Raw genomic sequence first — 23789 nt, 5'->3', positions numbered from 1 at the left:
TAACTGCAAATGAGAAAGGACCAGTTGCATAGCATTCAGAATCTAAAAGAGCAGCGGGCAGTGTTGCGAAGCAATATGATACCCGCAGAGGAAGAACTCTGGAAGCTCCTACGGAAGCACAAACTGAACGGGCTCAAGTTCAGAAGGCAGCACAGCATAGGCAGTTATATCGTTGACTTCTACTGCGCATCTGAAAAACTGGTGATTGAGGTAGACGGCGCTGTACATGACACAGCAGAAGCTATTGCCAACGATAAAGTACGCGATGAGACACTGCAACATCTAGGCTATAAAATCATCCGCATCAGAAACAGCGAAGTATTTGATACGCCAGAATTTGTTCTAAAACGAATAGCTGCAGCCACCAAGAAAATATAAAGAACCCCTCCTGTTTTTAGGAGGGGGCAGGGGGAGGTAAAAAGCCCCGCAAGCTAAACTTGCAGGGCTTCTATGACTTAAACTGTATCTTTAAATTCTAATGTCCAGCGGTAGCCACCACTTCACCGTACAGGTCGAAGTCAGAGGCATCCGTAATCTTCACGTGGGCGAAATCTCCCAAGCGAACGTAGTTGCTGTCGGCGGGCACGAGTACTTCGTTGTCTACTTCCGGGGAGTCGTACTGTGTACGGCCCACGAAATAGCCGCTTTCTTTGCGGTCGAAAAGCACTTTATAGGTATTGCCGATTTTCTCTTCGTTCAGTTCTACAGAAATGCCCTGCTGCAACTCCATAATGGCGTCTGCACGGTCCTGCTTCACCTCTTCCGGCACGTTATCTTCTAAGGTAAAGGAGTGGGTATTGTCTTCATGGGAGTAAGTAAAGATACCGAGCCTGTCGAATCGTGTTTCTTCTACCCAGTCATACAACTCCTGGAAATCTTTGTCTGTCTCACCTGGGTGACCGGCAATCAGGGTCGTTCTCAGGGCAATGTCCGGTACGCGCTGGCGGATAGAATCTACCAGTTCGATGGTGCGGCGCTTGCTGATACCACGGCGCATCGTCTTCAGCATGTTGTCTGAGATGTGCTGCAGTGGCATGTCGAGGTATTTGCAGATGTTCTCGCGCTCGTTCATCACGTCGAACACCTCCATCGGGAACTGCGAGGGGTATGCATACTGCATTCTGATCCACTCAATGCCGTCTACATCTGACAGGTTGCGGAGCAGGTCGGCCAATTTGCGCTCACCGTAGTGCTGCAGTCCGTAGTAAGTCAAATCCTGCGCAATCAACACCAGTTCTTTGGTGCCCATGCTGGCCAGGCGCTTTGCCTCTTTCACCAGGTCCTCAATCGGGCGGTCTACGTGCTTACCGCGCATCAGCGGAATGGCACAGAAAGAGCAGGGGCGGTTACAGCCTTCCGCAATTTTGAAGTAGGCGTAGTGAGAAGGCGTCGTGAGCAGGCGCTCTCCTATCAATTCATGCTTGTAGTCAGCCTCCAGCTTCTTAAGCAGCTGCGGGAGCTCCAGGGTACCGAAATAAGCATCCACCTGCGGAATCTCTGCCTCCAGGGAATCCTTGTAGCGCTGCGAAAGGCAGCCTGTTACGTAAAGCTTATCTATCTGGCCGGCCTCTTTGGCATCGGCGTAACGCAGAATGGTGTCGATAGACTCCTGCTTGGCATTATCGATAAAGCCGCAGGTATTTACGATGATGATGTTGGAATCGTCTTTGTCAGACTCGTGCGCCACATCGAACTCGTTGGCGCGCAGCTGCCCCATCAGCACTTCAGAATCCACCAGGTTTTTAGAGCAACCCAGGGTAATGACGTTTACTTTATCTTTTTTGAGTGATCTTACTTTCACTTATGTATATGTTTATGAGATACGCTACAATGATTGAAAACCTTTCTCAGACAAGAATGGTTCGTTTTGACAATCAGCCTGCAAAGGTACAATATGTTTGGTTAATAAAGGAAAAACCGCACAGCAACTGCGTATTACAGGATTGGCTAGCACAGAAGGTAAAAAGGGAATATTTGCAGAAATAGCATGAAACCGGAGAAGGGCTATACATGGCACCTGAACGACAGGAAAGCATATGTGCGCGGATATGAATCAAACCTGAGATTCTGCGTCTGATAGCACTTCGTTTAGAAACGAAGACCTCAGCTGCAACACGCTATATGCTGGCTAAACTACTTTAATAACTTGCAGCGTAATTGATAATAAACTCTACGTCTGTTACCTGCCCCTCCTGTACCTCTACTGGAAAGATATTCATCTCTCCGTCGAAGTGGTTGGCGTACAGGCCTTGCTCTTCTTTAGTAAACAGGCTATACCTGCCAGGCTTCAGGCTAACCGCAAAGTTGCCGTCAGCATCTGTTTCAACCTGAGTTATTAAATTTGTTTGGATATTGGTGTGAAAAACACCGTCTGTGGTTTTGGCCTGGCTGCCGTTGGTGAGTTCATAGACATAAAGGGTGCGCTGCACACCTCTGCCTTTGCTTGGCAGCGCATCCGGTGAGGGCATCTGGTTACCAGATTTCCATACTACTTTACCGGCTATGCCTTGTTCAATAGGTGCCTGTTGCTCCTGCGCGGCGGCACCTGCCGTTTGCTTCTGTGTGCTGGGTTGCTCCATCTGTTCCTGCGTAGCGGATGTTTGGTTAGTGTGATTCGTGCCGTTGCAGAAAGAGAGCAACAGCGTTAGTGGCAGCAACAGAAGCTTAAACATGTGGCTAAGTATTAGCGTGAAAAGAAAGACTCTACAAATTCGTGCTTGTCGAATAGTTGCAGGTCCTCAATTTTCTCGCCAACTCCTATATACTTCACCGGAATTTTAAATTCATCTGAAATTCCAATCACCACACCGCCTTTGGCTGTGCCATCCAGCTTCGTAATAGCAAGGGCTGTTACGTCTGTGGCTTTGGTAAACTCACGGGCCTGCAACAGGGCGTTTTGACCAGTGCTGCCATCCAGCACCAGTAGTACCTCGTGTGGGGTATCCTCTGTTACCTTCTGCATCACGCGCTTGATCTTAGCAAGCTCGTTCATCAGGCCTACTTTGTTGTGCAGTCGTCCGGCTGTATCGATGATCACCACATCGGCATTCATCTCCACCCCTTTCTTCACCGCATCGTAGGCTACGGAGGCAGGGTCAGTATTCATGCCATGCGATATTACCGGTACGCCCACACGCTCTCCCCAGATAATCAGCTGGTCTACAGCGGCGGCACGGAAGGTATCGGCAGCGCCAAGCACCACCTTTTTGCCTGCTTTGTGGAATTGCGCGGCAAGCTTTCCAATCGTAGTGGTTTTACCTACACCGTTTACGCCCACCACCATGATTACGTAAGGCTTTATGCCTTCCGGAAGGTCAAAGTCGGTGCCGTCGCCGGAGTTGTTTTCCTCCAGCAGCGCCGCGATCTCCTCGCGCAGGATGCGGTCCAGTTCCTCAGTATTGACGTACTTATCGCGGGCCACACGCTTCTCGATGCGGTTGATGATTTTCACCGTTGTACCTACTCCTACGTCAGCATGCACCAAGATTTCCTCTAGCTCGTCGAGCACCTCTACGTCTACCGTAGATTTACCTACAACTGCTTTGCTTAGCTGACCAAAGAAACTGGTCTTAGTTTTCTCTAACCCTTTGTCCAGCGATTCTTTTTTCTTCTCTTTGCTGAAAAAATCAAAAATGCCCATTCCGATGATTTTGTAAGGATGAAAAGCTTTCGGTGAAACGGTAATACTCAGTCTTACGCATTTTCACGGAGCAATGCTGCATTAGCTTGAATGCGCGCCGCTCCTGCTGCATCTTTCTGCCAGTGATTGTTGGTGAAAAGATGCAGCAGGAGCGTTTTGCGAAAGTGCCAATATACTAAAAAAGTCCCAATAATGGGACTTCTTCATGTAATCTATCTATATAGTAGAGTAGGCTTATTACTTCTTCAAGTAATCTTGTACTTTGTCTACAGGTACCATTTCTTCCTTAAAGCTATAAGCACCAGTTTTTGGAGACTTCACAGCCTTGATCACTTTTGCCCAGTCTTTACCTGTAGCGGTTTTTAGGGTTGCAACTACCTTCTTAGCCATGGTTATTTAATTTCTTTATGTACAGTTACTTTCTTCAAATTCGGGTTATACTTCTTAAGCTCTAAACGCTCAGTCGTATTCTTTCTGTTCTTGGTAGTGATGTACCTTGAAGTTCCAGGTATGTCAGTAGTCTTCTGCTCTGTACACTCCATAATAACCTGGATTCTATTACCTTTTGCTTTTTTAGCCATCTCTATGTGTAATTTTTTATTTGGGACTGCAAATATAAAAGCTTAAATCTCTAATTACAAACAATGTAAAATATTTATTGTGAAAGACTTTGCAGCCGCTTCACATGTTTTACATACATCTGTAACACGAACAGGTTTTGCTTAGTTTCAGCGGAAAGCCACACGTACATTTATGACTTATTGCAGCTGCCGCCGTATCCTCTAAACCAACCTCACCTCCATCACCGCATTGCGTTCATGCTGAAACGGGGGCCTGTGTTTTGTAAGAGATAAAACGGCAACGGAGCGGGGTGCAGCTATTGCCGTATCACCTCTCTCCGTTGCCGGTGAAATTTATCTAAAGTATCAGATGGCTTTCCGGATGCATGCTGCCTGCTGTGCCCCAAAGGCTGAGAAGCGGACACTACACTGCCGGAGTTCGGCCTAAATGCTAGAACAGGATATGGCCTTGCTCTACTGCTTTCTTCAACACGGCAGAAATACCGTTCTTGTTGATTGTTCTGATTGCAGATGTAGAAACTTTAAGAGTTACCCATGCATCCTCTTCAGGGATGTAGAAACGCTTCTTCTGAAGGTTTGGATAGAACTTACGCTTCGTCTTATTGTTCGCGTGTGATACGTTGTTACCTACGCGTGGTCTTTTTCCTGTTATGTCGCAAACTCGTGCCATCTTGTATTTTCTTCTAATTTATTTCAATAGGGGTGCAAATATCCTAAAAAGGATACAGAAATTCAAGGGGATAGAAAATATTTTTCCTGAAATTGTGTATACAACCGCAGGAGGGCAGATAAAGGTAACAGATTTTATACTTTTTTCTGCTTCCCCGCCTCCTGCTGCTGCTTCCGAAAGCCGTAAGGGCAGTGCCTGCACCCGTTCTGGCAGCAGTAGCCGCGCCTGAGGTGGTACTTTGCTGTAAACACCATCAGGCCCTGCTCATTCAGGTAATAGTCTTCTCCTTCTGTTAGTTTCTGGCTCAAATCTGTAAGCTGGTTTAGCATACAAATATGGATAATAATAAAGCTTATGCCAAAACCTGCCTTCCCAACACCACATACCGCTGTCCGTACGTTAAAGTGCTATGGCCCTGGCTGCCACTAATCGAACGCGCACCTCATTGTTGAATATGTCTATGCCTCAGTACAAAACTTTCAGCGAAGCCATAGGCGCCATGCGCGACCGGGGCTACATCCATACCTTTACCATCCAGAATGGCCAGCTTTTCTGCCCGGAGCTCAGCACAACTGTTCCTCCCGAGCAACTCACGCTGGTAGAGAGCCACCAGGTGCCCTCCCCCGATACCATATCCGGCACTCGCGAGGTCTACGGCTTACGTGCCGGTGACCTGACACTAGGCCTGATGACAAGCACCTATGGCGAGTATGACCCGGAAGGCTTTGAGGCGGTGTTCAGGCGTTTTAAAACAGCAAAAGGAAAAAGCACCTGAGCCAGCCCCGCCTGCTTAGTTTTAAACCAGCCCCAAAATCGCTACTTTTACAACAATAAATGATAGAATCTGTAGTAAAAAAAGCGGCGGGCTCTCAACTAGACCTGCACCTGAAGACTCGGAAGAAACGAAAACCTAAAACTATGAACACGCTAACAATAACCTCCAGCCAACAAGCCATTGACATCGAGCATCAGTATGGTGCGCATAATTATCACCCGCTACCTGTGGTGTTGAACCGTGGTGAAGGCGTATACCTTTGGGATGTGGAAGGGAACCGCTATTATGACTTTCTCTCAGCGTACAGTGCCGTGAACCAGGGCCACTGCCATCCTAGAATCATCAACGCACTGATAGAGCAGGCACAGCAACTCACCCTCACCTCACGCGCTTTTTACAATGATAAATTAGGTGCCGCTGAGAAATACATCTGCGAGTACTTTAATTACGATAAGGCGCTGTACATGAACTCTGGTGCCGAAGCTGTGGAAACAGCCATTAAGCTGGCACGCAAGTGGGGCTATATGAAAAAAGGCATTGCGCCGCACAAAGCCGAGATTGTGGTAGTAGACCATAACTTCCATGGCCGCACCACCGGTATCATCTCCTTCTCTACGGACCCTGACTCTACCAAAGGCTTTGGCCCTTATATGCCGGGCTACAAAGTAATTCCTTACAACGATGTGGAGGCACTGGAGCAGACGTTTAAAGAGAACCCGAACATCTGCGCCTTTATGGTAGAGCCTATTCAGGGTGAGGCTGGCGTAGTAGTCCCGGATAAAGGTTACCTGGCAAAAGCGCATGCCCTGTGCAAAGAATATAACGTGCTCCTGATTACGGATGAGATTCAAACAGGCATTGGACGTACGGGTAAACTCCTGGCCAGCTATTATGACGATGTAAAAGCCGATATCCTGATACTCGGCAAAGCACTTTCCGGCGGTGTGCTGCCTGTTTCCTGCGTGCTGGCCGACGATGAAATAATGCTCTGCATCCAACCTGGGGAGCATGGCTCTACTTTTGGCGGTAACCCGCTGGCTGCCGTAGTGGCCATTGCCGCACTGGAAGTGATCAAGGAAGAAAATCTGACAGAAAATGCAAACAGGCTGGGCGAGATATTCCGCGAGCGCATGCACCGCCTGATGACGAAACGCCCTGAGCTGGTAACGCTCGTACGCGGCAGGGGTTTACTTAACGCCATTATAGTGCAACCAACTGCCGACGGCCGTACAGCCTGGGATGTGTGTGTGGCCCTGAAAGACAATGGCCTGCTGGCAAAGCCAACCCACGGCGACATCATCCGCTTTGCACCGCCGCTGGTGATGACAGAAGAGCAACTGCAGGACTGCTGCGATATTATTGAGGAAGTGATTCTGGGTTTTTAAAAGCTGGCTTCATAAGCTGAATAATATAAAAGGCGATGCTGCTACAAACAGTGTCGCCTTTTATACTTTAACAGAAGAGAACTACTGCCTCCGCGTATAGCTATGAATAGCTGATTTCAAGAAAAAGCACCAGAGGAGCGGCCTGTAAAAATAAACCGGATAGATGCTCCCCTTGAGGTTAGGGCTAAAAAGCACCTGCTAAAACATGGGGCATTCCGTCGGAATTAAGAGTTGTAAGCATTGCCCTTGCCTAACATCCATGAGAGAGGTATAGCATGGCAGGCCAGCAACCAGGCAATTTAACAATCAACAATTAACCCGTACCTTTGCCTAGTTTGATTTTGAAAACGTTTCTGTAAAAAATATACTTATGAACAGAAGACCAAGACGTAACCGCCAGAACGAAGTAATTCGCAATATGGTGCAGGAAACGACCCTGAGCCTCCACGACTTTATTTTCCCGCTCTTTATCATAGAAGGTCAGAACCAGCGCGTTCCCATCCACTCTATGCCGGGCATCTCCCGCTTCTCCATCGATACTCTGCTGGAGGAGATAGGTGCCTGCGTAGACTTGGGGCTGAAAGCTTTTGCGCCGTTCCCGGGTATGCCGGATAAACTAAAGGATAAGTATGCCACACAAAGCTATGACCCCGATAACCTTTTTGCCAGGGCCATCCGGGAGGTAAAGAAGAACTTTCCGGATGTGGTATTGGTAACAGACGTGGCCATGGACCCTTACAGCTCCGACGGCCACGACGGAATTGTGGAGAACGGCGAGATCCTGAACGACGAGACACTGGAGGTATTGGGTAAAATGGCCCTGACGCAGGCACAGGCTGGCGCCGACATCGTGGCACCGTCGGATATGATGGATGGCCGCGTGGGCCACATTCGCCGCGTGCTCGATGAGAACGGCTTTCAGAAAGTGGCTATCATGAGCTATACGGCAAAGTATGCGGGCGCTTTTTACGGCCCCTTCCGCGACGCCCTGGACTCTGCCCCTAAAATGGGCGACAAGAAAACCTACCAGATGAACCCGGCCAACAGCCGCGAGGCTCTGATTGAGGCAGAACTGGACACAGCCGAGGGCGCTGACTACCTGATGGTGAAGCCGGCCCTCGCTTACTTAGATATCATTAAGCTGCTGCGCGAAAACTCACACCTGCCTATTGCTGCTTATAACGTGAGTGGAGAGTACGCCATGGTAAAAGCCGCTGCCGAAAGAGGATGGATAGATGGCGAGAAGGCAATGATCGAGACACTCATCAGCATTAAGCGGGCAGGCGCTGACGTGATTCTCTCTTATTTTGCCAAAGAATACGCCCAGTACCTGAAGAAATAATCTATAGATACAGTACATTACAAGAAGCACATCAGCCCCCGCTGGTGTGCTTTTGTTTTTAACAGCAGAACCTATACCCCAATAGTTCGGTCAGGATTTTCCGGAGCATGAAACTTATACAGATCGCGAACTGCTCCTGAAGGAAAGCAGCCACAGCATAAAGAGAAATGCCATAAAGATGAAAGCCCCTCCTAAAATTAAAATTTTTGGATTATATCCCAGGATCCGGGGCTTTAAGAAAATCCAAAACTGACTCTCTCCTACTTCCTTGTAACTTGCCAATGTAGCACTATTCACTTTTGGTTCTTCAGCCAGGAGATTTTCCCGGCTCGTGTCATCCCATCTCAGGAGCCACGATATACCCCTGTCACCTGCATAAGTGTTAGCACTGCTATAGATAGTATCCTTCAATGCTTCGTCCAGGGAAACAAAGGTGTATCCTCTTGTCTGAAACAAGTCCAGAAGTTGGCTCAGGCAGTCTGCGTTCAAAGCGTTAACATGGCAGAGAAATATCTGGGGCACAGCTAGAGTCCCTGTCACCTCCAAAGCAACATCCTCATAGAACTGCAGTCGCTGAGCCGTAAAGTCCAGGTAATCTGCAATAGTACTTCGCATTAGAGTAGAATCGCTTTCAACTTTAGCTTTCAAGTAAATCAGATTGAAAATAAAGTCTGAGTTTTCAATAGTAGCAGGTGCTATAGCATATCCTTTTTCTTTGAGGAATAGTTCGAGCCTGTTTCTATCACTTTCTGTATTCCCGGTGTTCAGGTAAGGAGGCCTTAAATACCTTATTTCCTTATTCTTTTCCTGTAGTACCGACTTCGTGTAAACCTCCCCTTTATTTATATCCTCTGTATATACTTCAAAGGGTGTGTTCGCGTAATCTCTGTGACTGTAGGTATGGTTACCCAGTTCCAGGCCCTGATTCACCCATAACCTCAGGATATCGATGCGTTCATCAACCTCTCCTGTAACGTTGATTTTGGATTCGTTCACAAAGCCTATCGCAGGCACCTTGTACCTCTTTAACTGAGCCAGTATTTTTTTATTTATTTCAACAGCATGTTCCAAGGAAATCTTTGGGGTAGCCATTGGCAGATCATCAAATGTAATGACCATTTGCTTTTGGCACCAGGCAGAAACGCTGACAAATAATAAGAGGTGGGTTAAGAAAGTCTTCATATTAAAATTCACCATCTACCACTTTGTTCTGAAGTTGGAAGATGGCTGTAAAGTAAAAGGGTTACAGGTTAGGATCAGGTGTTTTGCCTTCTCCGGTTAATTTAAACCGGAACTCCAGCAAAAACGCCTACAATAGTGGTAATTACGACAGGCATCAGCCTAAGTATGTGCAATTGAGTAATTTTTTAAAATCAGCAGGTTTATTTTCGCTTCCAATGGTTTTAAGCTGCCAATCAATAAGTTTATTCCTACAACTGCACCCTTCTTTTTAAACTGTAACCCGACCCTTTTATGATTCTTTTGCTGGACTTCAGGTACAGGTTCCGCAGGAAACATAAGGCTCTAATTGCCTTTCTCTCAAGGCTGTAAAATATCTGCCTGCAATGGAACGACTTTGCCATTATCGCGCTTTTGATGTAACTTGAGCATAGTAAAACTCTACCCAACCCTTTGTTTATGAAAAGACTGAGCCTTTGGCTTGCTGCCCTTGGGCTGGCTGCTGCTACTCCGGCGCTGGCACAGCAGGATATTACCCCTATTAAAACCAACATTGAGGCGTTACAACGAATAGCGGTATCCGCAGAAAAAGATTACAAATCTGACCGGACCAGGGCAATTAAACTGGCAAAGGAAAACGGTTGGGTTATTGAAAAGACTTACAAAGACGGTACGTACATATCATTGCAAGGCCTTGACTCCAGAGGCGTGCCCATTTACTACATTACCTATAACAACTCACGAGCAGCCGCTACTACCAAAACAGACCAGCTTTGGGCAGGTGGCTCGCTTGGCCTGAGCCTGAGCGGGGCCAGCAGTTCTGTAGTCTCGAAACTTGCCATGTGGGATGGAGGGCGCATCAGGGCATCGCACCAGGAACTGAGAGAACGCGTACAGTTTAAAGACGAAGCCTCTGAAACAAGTGAGCATGCCACGCATGTGGCCGGCACTTTGATAGCCAGTGGCTTTAATGCCATGTCAAGAGGAATGGCCTATGGCGCTAACCTGCAGGCCTATGATTTTGACAATGATGAGGCGGAGATGGCCAAGGCTGCCCAAAAACTCCTCGTGTCCAATCATTCGTACGGCTCCATTGCCGGCTGGCGCTACAACTCCGACCGCCAGGGCACCGAAGAGGACCCTTACTGGGAGTGGTGGGGCGATACAGACATAAGCAAGACAGAAGACTACCGGTTTGGCTACTACGATAAGCAGGCTGCCAGCTGGGATAAGATTGCCTATAATGCCCCCTATTACCTGATCGTGAAATCCGTTGGCAACAACCGCGGCGAGCGGGGCCCGGAAAGTGGCAAGCCATACTTTCAGCGCAAAAGCGATGGGAAATTTACATTGGTAAGCTCACGGTCCTCTAAGATGAGCAGCAACGACGGCTATGATGTAATTTCCACAGCCGGAAATGCGAAGAACATACTTGCCGTAGGTGCAGTCTCCCCTCTCTCTGATGGCTACACCAGGGCTGAAGATGTGCGGATATCTTCCTTCAGCAGCTATGGCCCGACGGATGACGGCCGCATAAAGCCAGACATAGTAGGCAACGGCGTAGCGGTACTGTCCAGTTCTTCTAACAGCGACCGCGATTATAAAACCCTGAGCGGCACTTCCATGGCAGCACCCAATGTTGCCGGAACCCTACTACTTTTACAGGAGCATTATGCCAACCTGAACAGCGGCAAGGTGATGCGTGCCGCCACACTAAAAGGACTGGCCATACACACCGCAGATGAGGCAGGCGCAACCAAAGGCCCGGACTATGTCTATGGCTGGGGGCTCCTCAATGCCGAGCGGGCAGCATCGCTGCTCTCTAATAGCAACGGCACCCACCTTTTACAGGAAAAATCACTGGAGCAGGGGCAGCCGCAAACAATAGAGGTGCGTGCCTCCGGCGCAGGTCCTTTAAAGGTAACTGTTTCCTGGACTGACCCCGAAGGCAGCGTGACACCGGCAAGTGTCAATGCACTGAACAACCGTACGCCACGCCTGGTGAGTGACCTGGACGTACGGGTAAGCGGTGCAGGCACCACCCACATGCCCTGGACACTAGACCCCGCCACACCCGACGCTGCCGCTGTAGCAGGCGATAACGTGCGGGACAATGTAGAGCAGATCCTGGTTGAAAATGCTGTACCCGGTAAAGTGTATACTATTACGGTTAGCCATAAAGGCACTTTACAGAAAGGCCCGCAGGCATACTCCGTACTTGTAAGCGGTGTGGGTGGTACAGCAGTCTGCGCCAGTGCACCCACCTCCGACACAGGCGCTAAGATAACCCAGTTTGCCATCGGCACTAAAACAGTGGCTTCTAATACTGCCTGCACAACCTACCGGGACCTGACCAGTAATGTCTTTACACTGGAGCCGGACCAGAGCAGCACATTCAGCATCGCCACAGGCACCTGCACTACAGACGCACCCAAGATAGCCAAGGTATTTGCTGACTGGAACGGGGACGGGGATTATGAAGATGCCGGTGAAACGGTAGCCACCTCCGGTGTGCTGAATGGCGCAGCTACCTTTACAGGAACCATCAAAGCACCTTCCAGTGCTGTAATCGGAAATAAAGTGCGCCTGCGTGTGGTGTTGCAGGAGACACAGCAGGCTGCCAGCGTAACACCTTGTGGTACCTATAGCCGCGGCGAAACACAGGACTACCTGGTGCAGTTCTCGCAGCCAGGCAAAGACATCAGCGTAACCGCCATCACACCGCTCGGCGGTTCTTCCCTTTGCGCCAGCCCGGCTCAAACGGTGGCGGTGATTATCCGTAACTTAGGCAGCGTGGCACAAACCAACATACCTGTCACTATCAGTGTGCGTGAAAACGGAACGGAGGTGCAGCAACTAACAGGCACTTATACCGGGCGGCTGGAGCCATTTGCAAAAGCAGAATTGCTATTGAATGGCAGCTTTGCCACAACAGCAGGCAAAACATATGAGTTGGTTGCGCTATCAAACCTACAGGGCGATGCTGTAACGGCAAACAACCGCATGCAGCGCACCTTTAATGTGGCGGAGAATATGGCAGCACCGGTTAACGTATTGGCGGCACGCTGTGGCGATGCCCCGCATTATACCCTAACACACGAGGGTGCAGGCACGATTTTTTGGTACAACTCTCTTACAGCCACACAGCCATTGGCAGCAGGCAACCAGTTACAGTTACCAGCCAGCCAGGTAAACGGCAAGCTTTATGCGGCTTATAACGACTTTAGAGGAACCATAGGAGCACCAAATAAGTCATTTGCCTCAGGTGGTGGTTATAATCAGTTTTCTCCGGATGTGACTATCAACACCAAAGCTCCCATGGTGCTCGAAACAGCCCGGTTGTATATTGGCCATGGCGGCAGGATAACTTTCACGGCTTATGATTCAGATGGCTCTCCAGTATCTTCGCGCACGTTGGCAGTTTCCCCTACACGCACCACGCCTGCTGCAGGTGCGCAACCAGATGACCCGGCTGACGAGGGCGCTGTTTATTACCTGGGGCTGGAACTGCCGGAGGCTGGCAACTATAGAATTGCTATCTCCTACGAAGAAGGTGCTACCATCTTCCGGAACAATACAGGTGTAACAGGTTATCCGTTTGAAATACCGAACGTGCTTTCCATTACAGGCAACACGGCTACAACCACGCCACTGGACTACTACTACTATTTCTACGACCTGAAGGTGCGTGGCCTGGGTTGCAGCAGCGAGCGTGCAGAGGTGCCAATGGTTATCGGAGCGCCCCTGGCACAGCCAGTAGTTTCACGTAATGGCCTGACACTGGTATCAAGTGCGCCAGCAGGCAACCAGTGGTTTGTGGATGGCAGGGCGATAGAAGGCGCCACAGGCAAAGAATTTACGCCTTTGTCTACCGGAAACTATACCGTAATAGTGACAAAAGACGGTTGTGTCTCGGAAGCTTCTGCTGCCCTGCGTTTCGATTTTGATACTTCGGAGCGAGGTATAAGCGCCGATCTGATGGCGTTCCCGAATCCAAGCAAGGACGGCAAATTTAAGCTGACCCTGGAGACCGAGGGCACACAGGACATCTTTATTGAGGTAGTGGACCTGATGGGCAGACAGGTGTATAAAGGGGAGGTTAAACAGTTCAATGGCCAGTACAGGGGCGAAATCGACCTGAAAACACACTTCTCCGGCATGTACATGCTGCGTGTGCAGCACGGCGACACACTGCAAACAAGGAAGCTGTTGATACGCCGCTAAGCCTTGACCCATAAACTAAAAAGAGCAGCCCTACATGTAGGGCTGCTCTTTTTAGTTTATGGGTCTTAGTATTTGTTTAGTCCCTTCTCCGGCTTTAGACGCTTTTAATAGTTAAGGCAGTACTTTAACCTGTAACCTGGAAGGCCGCTGAGCATCATGGTACACCCGAATGGTGGATTTGATGTAATCTTCTGGTTCGGCCTCATAGATGTTGATAAACTGCTGCGGATTGCGGTCGGCAAGCGGGAACCAGGAACTCTGGATTTGCACCATTAATTTATGACCTTTTTTGAAGGTGTGCAGCAAATCTGGTATTTCAAACTTAACAGGGGTTGGTTCATTTGGCTTGAATGCCTCCGGCTTTTCAAAGCTGTTGCGGTACCGGCCCCGGAGAATCTCCGCCCGCACCAATTGCTGGTAGCCACCCATCACTGCATTGCTTCCTTCAGCGGCAACAGAATCAGGAGTGTCTTCGGGGTATACATCAATCAGTTTCACTACAAAGTCCGCATCAGTGGTAGAAAGGCTGGCCACCAGGTCGGCTAACACAGGCCCGGCCAGGGTCAGATCCTCCGTTAAGACATCAGAGGTGTACGTGAGCACGTCAGGTCGCCTGGAAGCAAAGCGCTGGTCGTCGAGCATGTATTCCCGGGTGCGGCGGCGATGTATTTGCCCCTGGTACGGAACCGGGTTTGCCGGATCAGAAACATATTCATCAAACGAATTACTTGCGGTTGGCGCTGTAAACCCGATTTTGCCATCCGGAAGCAGGTACATTGTTCTGTCTTGGGTAGCCTTTGGTGGCCATACATCAAAAGTGCGCCATTGGTTAGTACCGGTCTCAAATACGGTGGCCTCAGCTAGTTTTGGTGTGTTGCCCTGCCCTTTTAAATGCAAATTCATAAAAGGGAGGAATATGTGCTCGAGGTAATACTGTCCTGTCGGCTGCTCAAAGCTAATGTCACCCAACGATTCAGCCTCTGACCACCAGCACCCATGGCACCATGGGCCCATCACCAGCTTATTAGTGGCTCCCGGGTTTTGCTTTTCTATTCTCTGGTAAGTTTCCAGCGCCCCGAACAAATCTTCGGCATCATACCAACCGCCAACTGTTAGAATGGCTGGCTTCAGGTTGTTTGCATGCGAGAGTGGGTTACGGCTTTTCCAATAGGAATCGTAATCGGGATGCGCCAGGATGTCGTTCCAGAACGGTATGCTGTCTTTGAAGAACTCTGTATTGGCGCGCTTCGGTGTTTTTATCGTGTTGAGAAAGTAATCATAATTGTCGCGGTTCTTACTGTCTGTGACACCAAACGTACGGGTTGCGGGCTTGTCCGGCTCGTCCTGGTCAAAACGGGGCAGAAAGTCAAAGAAGTCCATCCAGAAAAAAGCCCCTTTGTGGTGGACATCATCGCCAATAAACCAATCCGTAACCGGGGCCTGTGGCGACACAGCCTTCAAAGCCGGGTGGTTGCTGATGGCGGCAGTAGTGCTGTAAAAGCCCGGATAGGATACTCCGTGTATACCTACATTGCCATTGTTGCCCTTTATATTTTTCAGCAGCCAGTCAATGGCATCATAGGTGTCTGTGGCTTCGTCTGGCTGCTTTTGCTTTTTCTTATTGCTATTGGCCACTAATGGCCTTTCGTGCGAGAACTCGCCCTCCGAGCGCCAGCGGCCGCGCACGTCCTGCTCCACAAATATGAAGCCTTCCCGGACTAACCTGGCAAAAGAAGCATTGCTGTACAGGCGTCCATGAACCCTCGTTGCATTGTAGGGGGTCCGGGTCATCAGGAAAGGGTACTTCTTTGCCTTGGAAGCATCTTTGGGCGCAAAGATTTCGGTGTAAAGCTTCGTGCCGTCACGCATTGGGATCATCTCTTTGCGGTGCTCGTAGTTTTGCGCCAGGTACAGGCTGTCCTGGTACTGCTGCGGTTCTAACTTTACACTGGTGGCACCTTGGGCAAAGGTGCTGACGGTAATAAACGCCAGAAGGAAAGTTGAGAGTAGCTGCCGGTAGTTTGTCATATAAAAGAGGTTTGCTTAGAGTTGTATTGCCAAGATATGAAAGATTTTATAAAAGATACCTGCTCAGTGTACAGGCCACAGTGGGTATGCTACCGAAGTTTTAGTACAGCAAGATTCAAATAGAGGTTGATGGAGGATAAGAGAAATCCGGAGCAACAGAAAAGGGCCGCGCCTTTTAGAAAAGCATGGCCCTTTGATTCATGTATGGCACAAATGACGCTACAAATCCTCTTCACGCACCAGCATCAGCACCGCCGACTGTGGTACAATAAAATAGCGCTCGTCTAAATAGCTGATCTCGATGGCGTCGCGCTGCAGGTAAATGGCGAGGTCGCCTTCTTTGGCCTGTAGCGGAATGTAGCGCACCTCCTCTTCTTCCTGCCCCCACGACTCATCCTCGTAGCCATAGTCCGCCGGAATGGGGTAGCCCGGGCCAACCTTCATAATGTAGCCTTCCTGCACCTTTTCCTTTTGCTGCACACCGGGTGGCAGGTACAGGCCACTCTTTGTCTGGTCGCGAACAGTCTTTGGCTTAATCAGGACACGATCGCCAACAATAATGATCTTCTCTAACTTATTCTTCTCAGAAATCCTCATCGGTAAAGTATGCATTTTATAATGGGTCCGCTGTCACTTTAAAGCGCATGTCAGCTTTGATGGTTATATTCCTTGAAACAGGCTTAGCCAGCACCGCCTTTGTACGGATGCTGTATGTCTCTCCTTTTATAAACTCATCTAGCTCGGCATTGGTTGACTTCAGGTTCAGCGAAGTTACATTCGCTGGCACCTCCTCTAAGTACGCAATCATTACTTCGGCTTTGTCTTCGCTGGAGATGTAAATCTCAATCTTTTTCAGGAAGTCGAAATTCTCTCCCTGCGGGTCTGTAATTGTCAGGTTCAGCCTGTTTAATGTAACGTCTTTTACCAGCTCTGCACGGGTCTTGTTGTTCCTGAAAGTTTCTTCTGAGTTAGTAGTAACGGTGATGGGTGTGAGCGGTACCAGCGCCCCCACCGGGAACCAGGATTCAATGGTGATTGTCTCCTCTTCTTCAATGTAGAAGGTTAGTAAATCATCCACTTTCTCGCAGGCCATAGCCCAGAAGGAAAGCAGAACTACTAGTACTAAAACTATTCTTTTCATAAAATAAGGGTGAGATGTAAGTAGTAAAATACAATTAGCGGCAGGAATAACGGTTTTCACCGGGCATCCCTGCCGCTAATTTACAAATGCCTGCGCATTTTACTCTATCTTATCTCTTTTATGTGCTCACCCCTCGTTGTGCTCGTTCCAGCTCATCGGGTAGTTCTGGTCCATGTGCTGCACTGCTTCCTCTGTCAGATACAGGGGCTTGAAAGTATCCACCATCACAGCGTATTCATTTGTTTCTTTCTTACCAATGCTTGCCTCCACCGTGCCCGGGTGCGGACCGTGCGGGATACCACCCGGATGGATGGTGAAAGAAGCTCTGTCTACCCCTTTCCGGCTCATAAAATTACCCTCCACATAATACAGCACCTCATCAGAATCTACGTTGGAGTGGTTGTAAGGAGCCGGAATAGAAAGAGGGTGGTAATCGAAGAGGCGCGGCACAAAAGAGCAGATAACAAAATTATGCGCCTCAAAGGTTTGATGCACCGGTGGTGGCTGGTGTATGCGGCCTGTTATCGGTTCAAAATCATAGATGGAAAACGCATAAGGGTAGAAGTACCCGTCCCAGCCTACAGCATCAAAAGGACTGAAGTCGTAGTAATACTGATGCAGCTCCCCCTCTTTCTTAATCTGTACCAGCCTCTCACCACGATCTGATTCTGTAATCAGCTCCACAGGAGGCCGGATGTCGCGCTCGCTGAATGGCGAGTGTTCCAGCAACTGCCCAAAGTGGTTGCGATAGCGGCGCGGCGTTTCCACCGGGCTGAAAGACTCTATAACCAGCAGGCGCACCTGCCCTGCATCGAACCGGAATTTATGAATAACAGTGCGCGGAATCACCAGGTAGTCGCCGGCCCTGAACGGAATACGCCCCATTTGCGTGAGCAAGTCTCCGCTACCGTCGTGCACAAACACCACCTCATCGGCCTGCGCATTCTTGTAGTAATAATCCATTTCATTTTCTGATGGATTGCAGATACTGATGGCCACGTCGTTGTTGAACAGCATGGTTTTTCGGGCGCTGAGGTAGTCCGGGCCTGTTGTCTTCATATGAAGGGTGCGCAGGTGGTGCGGCGCCAGCTTAATGCCTTCTGCCTTTTTAGGGGCATAGGGTTTAGGCTCTCCGATGCGGCTGATTTGTGTAGGCGGGTGAATGTGGTAGAGCAAAGAGGAAACGCCACTGAAGCCAAGCGTCCCGACCAGTTGCTCCGCATAGAGGCTGCCATCCGGCTGCCGGAACTGGGTGTGTCTTTTAGGGGGAATTTCTCCTAACCTATAGTAGTAAGCCATACGGTAGTGCTATGTGGTTGCTGTTAAGACTTTACTCTAAACCTGCCGGAGTGCACAAATGCATTTTTTCGCATTTGGCTACCAAGCCATGCTGTGCTGCTCATAGACAACGCCTGCTTTGCCTGCCGGTTTACATGCTCCCGCCTCAGCAAACTCAGTTTCCCCTGATACACAACAGGAAGCTTTGCCCTCCCCTAAAAGTAAAGGCAGAAAGCCAGACTCTTTCCGGCATTACCCGCAGGAACCCGTTACTTTAAGCTCCGCCTTTAGCCAAGCTCATGGCCTGGCTAAAGTGCTTCAGCGCCTGCTGAAACTCCTCATCCGACTCGTGCAGCACCGGGAAGAATCCGGTGTTGCCATATATACTGCGGGCAATAAACGCTTTTATGTTGTTGCGCAGCAGGTTTTTTGACCGTTTAAACTCCTCCTCCTTATACTCCACCTTTGCGGCATTCGCCATCTGCACTACCTCCTGCAGCATTTTGTCTGTTACCTGGAAGTTCCTGTTAAACTTCTCAAACGGCATCTTGTCCAGTTCTTTGCGGTGATCCCGGTAGTACTCGAGGGTGTATTCCCGAATGATGTTCTTGTTGTACAACTCGCTCAGGTAAGGTGAAAGCTCCATGGTATCACGGGCCACAAACACATCCGGCATAATGCCGCCGCCGCCATACACGTCGCGCCCGCGCAGCGTATGGTATTTCAGCGAATCCACAAAAAGGCTGCTGTCCGGGTGGAAGTACTCACCGTTCTCAAAGCGGTGCAGGATGTCCATTTCGTACTCCTGCGCCCCGGCTGTGTAGGGTTTCTGGATAGAGCGGCCACTCGGTGTATAGTAACGGGATATGGTGAGGCGCAATTCGGAGCCATCGCTCAGCGGAATAGGCATCTGCACCAGGCCTTTGCCAAAGGAACGGCGCCCTACTATCAGGGCACGGTCATTATCCTGCAGCGCTCCGGCTACAATCTCGGCGGCGGAGGCACTACCTTCGTCGAGCAGCACGATGAGCGGCCCATTCTCGAACTCTCCTTTGGTGCGGGCATAAGTCTTGGAGTCGTACTTGTTGCCTTTGCCGTCGGTATACACAATCATTTTTTCTCCTGAGATAAACTCATCCGCCATCCGGATAGCATGGTCCATATAGCCGCCTGGGTTGCCGCGCAGGTCCAGCATAAGGCGCTGCATGCCTTTGCGCTTCAACTCGGTCAGCGCCTGCTTGAATTCTTCGTATGTGTTAGCCGAGAACCGGCTCACTTTTATATAACCCGTTTTATCATCCACCATGTAGTTCACATCCACAGAGTGTGTCGGGATTTTGCTGCGTTGTATGGTGAAATTCAGCGGCTTCTTTGTTCCCTCCCGTTTGATAGTGAGATCTACTTTTGAGCCTTTCGGTCCGCGCAACCGCTGGAATACGCCCTCGTTGTTGATGCCGATGCCGGCCACACTTTCACCGTCTACTTCAATTATTTTATCACCAGGCTGTATGCCTGCTGCTTCTGAAGGGCCTCCGCTCAGGGGCGTAATCACATAAATAGTATCCTTGATGATATTGAACTCCACCCCAATGCCTTCAAAGTCGCCCTCCAGGTAAGAGCGGGCCATGGCAATTTCATCTGCCGGGATGTAGGCCGTATGCGGGTCCAGTTTCTCCAGCATTTTGGTGATGGCAAAGTCCGAGAGCTCTTCTATATCCACTGTGTCCACGTAGTCGCGGTCTATATAGCTCAGGATATCCCGGAACTTCAGATAGCTTTTAGCGGTACCCTGCGGATTATTGGTGGAAGGCGAGAAATTCGTAGCCCCTATCAGCACCCCTACAACCAGTGCTATTGCAATAAACAGCGGCAGCTTTATCTGAAATTGAGAGTTCCGGATGTTTCTCTTTTCTTCCCCATGCTCCATGTTATTCATAATCTTCTAAGTTTAAAGTGCCTATACCTGTCTTCACAGAAACACTACAGCAGCCGGTGCTACTGTTATATATTAGTGCCACAAGTTAATCATTATACCGAGGGGGTATATAGCTATACAAGTACAAGTTGCGAAAGTTGCGCAGTTTTACGGCTATGTTATACCTCCTCTGTAACTATAACACCATCTAATTTAAAATAATTTAATTAATACTTCCTCCTCCCCTTCCCCCTGAATACCGCTGTTTTGGCATGCCGCCCCTGCTCGTCGGTGCTTCCTTCCACGGAACCAGGTAATCGTCTACCACCTCTTTGCCACCCACCCTGCTGCGGCATCAGGGCGGACAGCGGGGCTGTGCAGGGAGCCAAGGCACAGAGGAAGCCACACGGCCACCTGTAAGAAAAGATAAAATTCCCTACCTTTGTGGCTTAAGAACAGACAAATGGGCAGAATAATGGCAATTGATTACGGGACAAAGCGCGTGGGTATAGCAGTTACCGACCTGCTGCAGCTAATCGCCAGCCCTTTAGAAACCGTTCATGCCAAAGATGTGTTGTCCTACCTGAAGGCCTATGTACAGCGCGAGCCGGTAGAGGCCATTGTGGTGGGAATGCCGCGCCGCCTCTCTGGCGAGGACACCGAGGCTACCCAGCATGTAGTGGGTTTTGTACGGAAGCTGCAGAAGGAATTCCCGGCCATACCAGTACATACCGTGGACGAGCGCTTTACATCTAAAATGGCCCAGGCAGCCATGCTGGCTGGTGGACTGAAGAAGAAAGACCGCCAGGACAAAGGCACGGTAGACCGTGTGAGTGCAGCCATTATTTTACAATCGTATTTAGAAAGCAGAACTATATGATTTACCCGATTACCGCTTACGGCGATCCAGTTTTAAAAGAAGAAGCACAAGATATCCCTCAGGATTACCCGGACTTGAAGGAACTTATCGAAGACATGTTCTCGACCATGTACTACGCACATGGCGTAGGCCTGGCTGCTCCGCAAATCAGCAAGAGCATCCGCCTTTTCGTGATCGACTCCGAGCCTATGATGGACGACGAGGACAAAGGAAAAGGTGTGAAAAAAGCCTTTATCAACCCTGAGATTGTAGAAGAAGACGGAGAGGAATGGGGCTTTGAGGAAGGCTGCCTGAGCATACCGGGTGTGCGGGAGGTTGTATACCGCCCCGAGCGCATCGTGATCCGCTACTTTGACGAAGAGTGGAATGAGCACGAAGACACTTACGATGGCATGACGGCCCGCGTGATCCAGCATGAGTACGACCATATTGAAGGTATCCTGTTCACGGACCACCTGAACAGCCTGAAGAAGCGGCTTATCAAGAACAAGCTGGCTAAAATTTCGAAGGGAGACGTGGACGCTGACTATAAAATGAAGTTTCCGGCACTCTCTAAAAAAAGATAGGGAAGTTTTTCCCACAGTAAAACCGGAAGCGCCCGCTGCAAATTGCAGCAGGCGCTTCCGGTTTATTTATTTCTTGATTAGGTTAGGCCCTGAACTGTTCTTTAGCCCTTCCGAAACATGTGGCTGAGGTCCCCGGCACGAAACCAGCGGTAGCCGTATGCATCCAGCATAATATGATGAATGCCTTTCTCATCGGCCTCGCTTTCGTCGTTGGCCATCAGGTCAACCAGCTTTGATTCTTTCTCCTGCTTCAGATCCAGGGTCACCTCGTGGGCTTTTTCGTCAAAGTTGTGGAGTATCACCAGGGAACTGCCCTCCCAGCTGTAGTGCATTCCTAACACCTGGGTAAGCCCTGTCTTCAGTATCTGCCACTGGCCCCACCCTATCTCTGTGCACTCCTGGCGCAGGCGGATCAGCGATGTCATCCAGTTAAGCATGGAATTTGGCTCGCGACGCTGGGTTTCCACGTTTACATGTTGATAAGCATAAGGCCCTTCGTCAACTACAGGATGCACCAGCTTTTCTGCTTTAGAGAAGCCCGCCTGTGCATCACCTGACCACTGCATAGGCGTGCGTACTGCATTCCGCTCCTCCAGCTCAAGGTTATCTCCCATGCCTATCTCGTCGCCATAACGGATAACGGGTGTGCCGGGCAGTGAGAACATCAGGCTATAGGCCAACTCAGACTGCTTCCGGTTGCCGAGCATAGTAGACAGCCGCCGGCGAATGCCGCGGTCATATAACTGCATGTGCTTTTCGGGGGCGAAACGGGCAAACACCTTTTGCCTTTGCTCCTCCGTAAGGCGCCCCAGGTCCAGCTCGTCGTGGTTGCGGAGAAACTGGGCCCATTGGGTTATATGTAATTTATTTCGTGTAGCCTCCAGTGCCTCAGCCAGGGGCTCAGTGTCGCCGGAGGCCAGGGCGTAAAACATGTACTGGTTCACATAAAAATTAAACATCAGGTGAATGCCATCTCCATCTTCGCCAAAGTACTGCTGGCTTTCATCGGGTGCCACGTTGGCTTCGCCTAACAGAATGGCATCCCCCCTTCGCCATTGCAGGAACTTACGCATCTCCTGCAGGTATTCAAACCTGATCTTACGCTCTGTTTTGCCGGGAATCTGTGTTTCCAGCATAAAAGGTACTGCATCTACACGAAAACCTGCCACTCCTAACTCCAGCCAATAGCCCATAATCCGGCGGATCTCGGCGCGCACTTCAGGGTTATCTATATTCAGATCGGGCTGAAACTCATAAAAGCGGTGGAAATAATAGGCTTTGGCTTTTTTATCGTAGGTCCAGGTAGCTTCCTGCACGCCCGGAAACACCATGCCCTCATCCCAGTCAGACGGTTTTTTTTCAGACCACACGTACCACTCGCGGTGTTTTGCATCTTTGCTGCTCCGTGCATCCTGAAACCAGGGATGTTGATCAGAAGTGTGGTTCACCACCAGGTCGATGAGAACTTTGATACCGCGTTTTTTGGCCTGGTGCATAAACTCTACAAAGTTACCGCTGGAGCCATGCCGCGGGTCTACACCATAATAATCGCGGATATCATAGCCGTTATCCTGATTAGGTGTGGGCTGAAATGGTGCCAGCCAGATGGTATCTATGCCCATGGCATGGAGATAATCGAGGCGGCGGGCAAGCCCTTCAAAGTCGCCGACGCCGTCCCCGTTCAGGTCCATAAAGGTCTCCAGGTCCAGGCTGTAGATAATTGCATTCTTATACCAAAGGTCTTCTATCATGGGGTGCTGAGTTTTATGTAAATGTTGGTTTCTCATATACGTAACGAAGCAGAAAAAAAGGTTTATAGCAGCTAGCAGAATATATCAACTGGCTGCCTTCACACAACTGATTCCAGCTGTGTTTCCCGTCCATACCGCAGACAGGCCGCTTCATCGAACAGCCTTCTCCGAAGCTTATTCTGGTTTTACTCCCTCTATAACATTAGCTTTGCCTGTTATACATAAACCATTACAGACTATCTGGTAAACTTATTTCCCCGGCACAGGCTACTAAAGCGCACAGCCTGCATCTTCAGTTTTGTTTGTGCCGCTGCCGGGGCAGGCAAACCAACACTAGAGGCTATCTCAAAAATGGGAATCCCAGCTTGAGTTAATATGTTGGTTTCTCATGGAGTTGACAAACGAGCAATGGGAAAGGGTAAAAGACCTTGTGC

The 23789-nt window shown here is 49.6% G+C and carries 21 protein-coding genes; 7 read left to right on the top strand and 14 right to left on the bottom strand.

Going from position 1 to position 23789, the window contains the following annotated elements; all coding sequences use genetic code 11:
- Window positions 1-9 precede the first annotated feature (9 nt).
- Complete coding sequence (locus tag ACYVB1_RS17445) at window positions 10-378, top strand: endonuclease domain-containing protein (RefSeq protein WP_460925078.1); 369 nt, start codon at window positions 10-12, stop codon at window positions 376-378.
- Window positions 379-475: 97 nt separating this feature from the next.
- Here the strand turns inward: ACYVB1_RS17445 and rimO are convergent, their stop codons facing one another.
- The 7 genes from rimO to ACYVB1_RS17410 form a co-directional block, all read right to left on the bottom strand.
- On the bottom strand, window positions 476-1801 hold the full coding sequence (gene rimO / locus ACYVB1_RS17440; protein ID WP_460925077.1) for a 30S ribosomal protein S12 methylthiotransferase RimO: 1326 nt from the start codon (window positions 1799-1801) through the stop codon (window positions 476-478).
- 337 nt (window positions 1802-2138) lie between these two features.
- Window positions 2139-2672 (bottom strand): carboxypeptidase-like regulatory domain-containing protein, encoded by a 534-nt coding sequence (locus ACYVB1_RS17435; RefSeq protein WP_460925076.1) that lies wholly within the window; start codon window positions 2670-2672, stop codon window positions 2139-2141.
- Window positions 2673-2683: 11 nt separating this feature from the next.
- Window positions 2684-3640 carry a signal recognition particle-docking protein FtsY gene (ftsY, locus tag ACYVB1_RS17430; RefSeq protein WP_460925075.1) on the bottom strand — a complete coding sequence of 319 codons (957 nt, stop codon included), beginning with the start codon at window positions 3638-3640 and terminating at the stop codon, window positions 2684-2686.
- A gap of 237 nt (window positions 3641-3877) precedes the next feature.
- On the bottom strand, window positions 3878-4030 hold the full coding sequence (locus tag ACYVB1_RS17425; RefSeq protein ID WP_460925074.1) for a DUF4295 domain-containing protein: 153 nt from the start codon (window positions 4028-4030) through the stop codon (window positions 3878-3880).
- Between the two features lie 2 nt (window positions 4031-4032).
- The gene (gene rpmG, locus ACYVB1_RS17420) at window positions 4033-4221 is read right to left on the bottom strand and encodes a 50S ribosomal protein L33 (RefSeq protein WP_115566930.1); all 189 of its coding nucleotides are present in this window, start codon (window positions 4219-4221) and stop codon (window positions 4033-4035) included.
- Window positions 4222-4651: 430 nt separating this feature from the next.
- A complete protein-coding gene (gene rpmB, locus ACYVB1_RS17415) occupies window positions 4652-4891 on the bottom strand; it encodes a 50S ribosomal protein L28 (protein ID WP_115566929.1) in 240 nt (79 codons plus the stop codon).
- Between the two features lie 134 nt (window positions 4892-5025).
- On the bottom strand, window positions 5026-5199 hold the full coding sequence (locus ACYVB1_RS17410; protein ID WP_460925073.1) for a DUF5522 domain-containing protein: 174 nt from the start codon (window positions 5197-5199) through the stop codon (window positions 5026-5028).
- 152 nt (window positions 5200-5351) lie between these two features.
- On the opposite strand from ACYVB1_RS17410, the gene ACYVB1_RS17405 reads away from it, so the two are divergent.
- From ACYVB1_RS17405 to hemB, 3 genes are all read left to right on the top strand, one after another.
- Window positions 5352-5666 carry a hypothetical protein gene (locus ACYVB1_RS17405; protein WP_460925072.1) on the top strand — a complete coding sequence of 105 codons (315 nt, stop codon included), beginning with the start codon at window positions 5352-5354 and terminating at the stop codon, window positions 5664-5666.
- A gap of 143 nt (window positions 5667-5809) precedes the next feature.
- Window positions 5810-7051 (top strand): ornithine--oxo-acid transaminase, encoded by a 1242-nt coding sequence (gene rocD / locus ACYVB1_RS17400; RefSeq protein WP_460925071.1) that lies wholly within the window; start codon window positions 5810-5812, stop codon window positions 7049-7051.
- 370 nt (window positions 7052-7421) lie between these two features.
- The gene (gene hemB / locus ACYVB1_RS17395; RefSeq protein WP_460925070.1) at window positions 7422-8393 is read left to right on the top strand and encodes a porphobilinogen synthase; all 972 of its coding nucleotides are present in this window, start codon (window positions 7422-7424) and stop codon (window positions 8391-8393) included.
- A 114-nt stretch (window positions 8394-8507) separates the two neighbouring features.
- Here the strand turns inward: hemB and ACYVB1_RS17390 are convergent, their stop codons facing one another.
- A complete protein-coding gene (locus tag ACYVB1_RS17390; protein ID WP_460925069.1) occupies window positions 8508-9512 on the bottom strand; it encodes a polysaccharide deacetylase family protein in 1005 nt (334 codons plus the stop codon).
- Window positions 9513-10031: 519 nt separating this feature from the next.
- Here ACYVB1_RS17390 and ACYVB1_RS17385 point away from each other — a divergent pair.
- Window positions 10032-13796: a S8 family serine peptidase gene (locus tag ACYVB1_RS17385; protein ID WP_460925068.1), complete on the top strand. Its 3765-nt coding sequence runs from the start codon at window positions 10032-10034 to the stop codon at window positions 13794-13796.
- Window positions 13797-13907: 111 nt separating this feature from the next.
- Here the strand turns inward: ACYVB1_RS17385 and ACYVB1_RS17380 are convergent, their stop codons facing one another.
- The 5 genes from ACYVB1_RS17380 to ACYVB1_RS17360 form a co-directional block, all read right to left on the bottom strand.
- Complete coding sequence (locus ACYVB1_RS17380; protein WP_460925067.1) at window positions 13908-15824, bottom strand: CocE/NonD family hydrolase; 1917 nt, start codon at window positions 15822-15824, stop codon at window positions 13908-13910.
- A 219-nt stretch (window positions 15825-16043) separates the two neighbouring features.
- Window positions 16044-16421: a co-chaperone GroES gene (locus ACYVB1_RS17375; RefSeq protein WP_460925066.1), complete on the bottom strand. Its 378-nt coding sequence runs from the start codon at window positions 16419-16421 to the stop codon at window positions 16044-16046.
- Window positions 16422-16437: 16 nt separating this feature from the next.
- A complete protein-coding gene (locus ACYVB1_RS17370) occupies window positions 16438-16965 on the bottom strand; it encodes a hypothetical protein (RefSeq protein WP_460925065.1) in 528 nt (175 codons plus the stop codon).
- A gap of 126 nt (window positions 16966-17091) precedes the next feature.
- A complete protein-coding gene (locus ACYVB1_RS17365) occupies window positions 17092-18264 on the bottom strand; it encodes a homogentisate 1,2-dioxygenase (protein WP_460925064.1) in 1173 nt (390 codons plus the stop codon).
- A 253-nt stretch (window positions 18265-18517) separates the two neighbouring features.
- A complete protein-coding gene (locus tag ACYVB1_RS17360) occupies window positions 18518-20179 on the bottom strand; it encodes a S41 family peptidase (protein WP_460925063.1) in 1662 nt (553 codons plus the stop codon).
- Window positions 20180-20621: 442 nt separating this feature from the next.
- On the opposite strand from ACYVB1_RS17360, the gene ruvX reads away from it, so the two are divergent.
- Both ruvX and def read left to right on the top strand, forming a co-directional pair.
- A complete protein-coding gene (ruvX, locus tag ACYVB1_RS17355; RefSeq protein WP_460925062.1) occupies window positions 20622-21038 on the top strand; it encodes a Holliday junction resolvase RuvX in 417 nt (138 codons plus the stop codon).
- Window positions 21035-21604, top strand: coding sequence for a peptide deformylase (gene def / locus ACYVB1_RS17350; protein WP_460925061.1), 570 nt, complete (start codon window positions 21035-21037; stop codon window positions 21602-21604). The genes ruvX and def overlap by 4 nt, the downstream gene beginning before the upstream one ends.
- Before the next feature lie 101 nt (window positions 21605-21705).
- Here def and ACYVB1_RS17345 read toward each other — a convergent pair whose 3' ends face one another.
- Window positions 21706-23355, bottom strand: a complete 1650-nt coding sequence (locus ACYVB1_RS17345) for an alpha-amylase family protein (protein ID WP_460925060.1) — start codon at window positions 23353-23355, stop codon at window positions 21706-21708.
- Window positions 23356-23789: the final 434 nt, after the last annotated feature.

The sequence above is a fragment of the Pontibacter brevis genome, assembly GCF_054779655.1.
The sequence above is the reverse complement of the archived record's forward strand: the minus strand, read 5'-3'. Positions and strand labels throughout refer to the sequence as shown.

What these genes read in the sequence shown, in the direction of transcription:
- ACYVB1_RS17445 (WP_460925078.1), top strand. Translation starts at nt 10, where the DNA reads ATGAGAAAGGACCAGTTGCATAGCATTCAGAATCTAAAAGAGCAGCGG.
- ACYVB1_RS17435 (WP_460925076.1), bottom strand. Translation starts at nt 2,672, where the DNA reads ATGTTTAAGCTTCTGTTGCTGCCACTAACGCTGTTGCTCTCTTTCTGC.
- ftsY (WP_460925075.1), bottom strand. Translation starts at nt 3,640, where the DNA reads ATGGGCATTTTTGATTTTTTCAGCAAAGAGAAGAAAAAAGAATCGCTG.
- ACYVB1_RS17425 (WP_460925074.1), bottom strand. Translation starts at nt 4,030, where the DNA reads ATGGCTAAGAAGGTAGTTGCAACCCTAAAAACCGCTACAGGTAAAGAC.
- rpmG (WP_115566930.1), bottom strand. Translation starts at nt 4,221, where the DNA reads ATGGCTAAAAAAGCAAAAGGTAATAGAATCCAGGTTATTATGGAGTGT.
- rpmB (WP_115566929.1), bottom strand. Translation starts at nt 4,891, where the DNA reads ATGGCACGAGTTTGCGACATAACAGGAAAAAGACCACGCGTAGGTAAC.
- ACYVB1_RS17405 (WP_460925072.1), top strand. Translation starts at nt 5,352, where the DNA reads ATGCCTCAGTACAAAACTTTCAGCGAAGCCATAGGCGCCATGCGCGAC.
- rocD (WP_460925071.1), top strand. Translation starts at nt 5,810, where the DNA reads ATGAACACGCTAACAATAACCTCCAGCCAACAAGCCATTGACATCGAG.
- hemB (WP_460925070.1), top strand. Translation starts at nt 7,422, where the DNA reads ATGAACAGAAGACCAAGACGTAACCGCCAGAACGAAGTAATTCGCAAT.
- ACYVB1_RS17390 (WP_460925069.1), bottom strand. Translation starts at nt 9,512, where the DNA reads ATGGTCATTACATTTGATGATCTGCCAATGGCTACCCCAAAGATTTCC.
- ACYVB1_RS17385 (WP_460925068.1), top strand. Translation starts at nt 10,032, where the DNA reads ATGAAAAGACTGAGCCTTTGGCTTGCTGCCCTTGGGCTGGCTGCTGCT.
- ACYVB1_RS17380 (WP_460925067.1), bottom strand. Translation starts at nt 15,824, where the DNA reads ATGACAAACTACCGGCAGCTACTCTCAACTTTCCTTCTGGCGTTTATT.
- ACYVB1_RS17375 (WP_460925066.1), bottom strand. Translation starts at nt 16,421, where the DNA reads ATGAGGATTTCTGAGAAGAATAAGTTAGAGAAGATCATTATTGTTGGC.
- ACYVB1_RS17370 (WP_460925065.1), bottom strand. Translation starts at nt 16,965, where the DNA reads ATGAAAAGAATAGTTTTAGTACTAGTAGTTCTGCTTTCCTTCTGGGCT.
- ACYVB1_RS17365 (WP_460925064.1), bottom strand. Translation starts at nt 18,264, where the DNA reads ATGGCTTACTACTATAGGTTAGGAGAAATTCCCCCTAAAAGACACACC.
- ACYVB1_RS17360 (WP_460925063.1), bottom strand. Translation starts at nt 20,179, where the DNA reads ATGAATAACATGGAGCATGGGGAAGAAAAGAGAAACATCCGGAACTCT.
- ruvX (WP_460925062.1), top strand. Translation starts at nt 20,622, where the DNA reads ATGGGCAGAATAATGGCAATTGATTACGGGACAAAGCGCGTGGGTATA.
- def (WP_460925061.1), top strand. Translation starts at nt 21,035, where the DNA reads ATGATTTACCCGATTACCGCTTACGGCGATCCAGTTTTAAAAGAAGAA.
- ACYVB1_RS17345 (WP_460925060.1), bottom strand. Translation starts at nt 23,355, where the DNA reads ATGATAGAAGACCTTTGGTATAAGAATGCAATTATCTACAGCCTGGAC.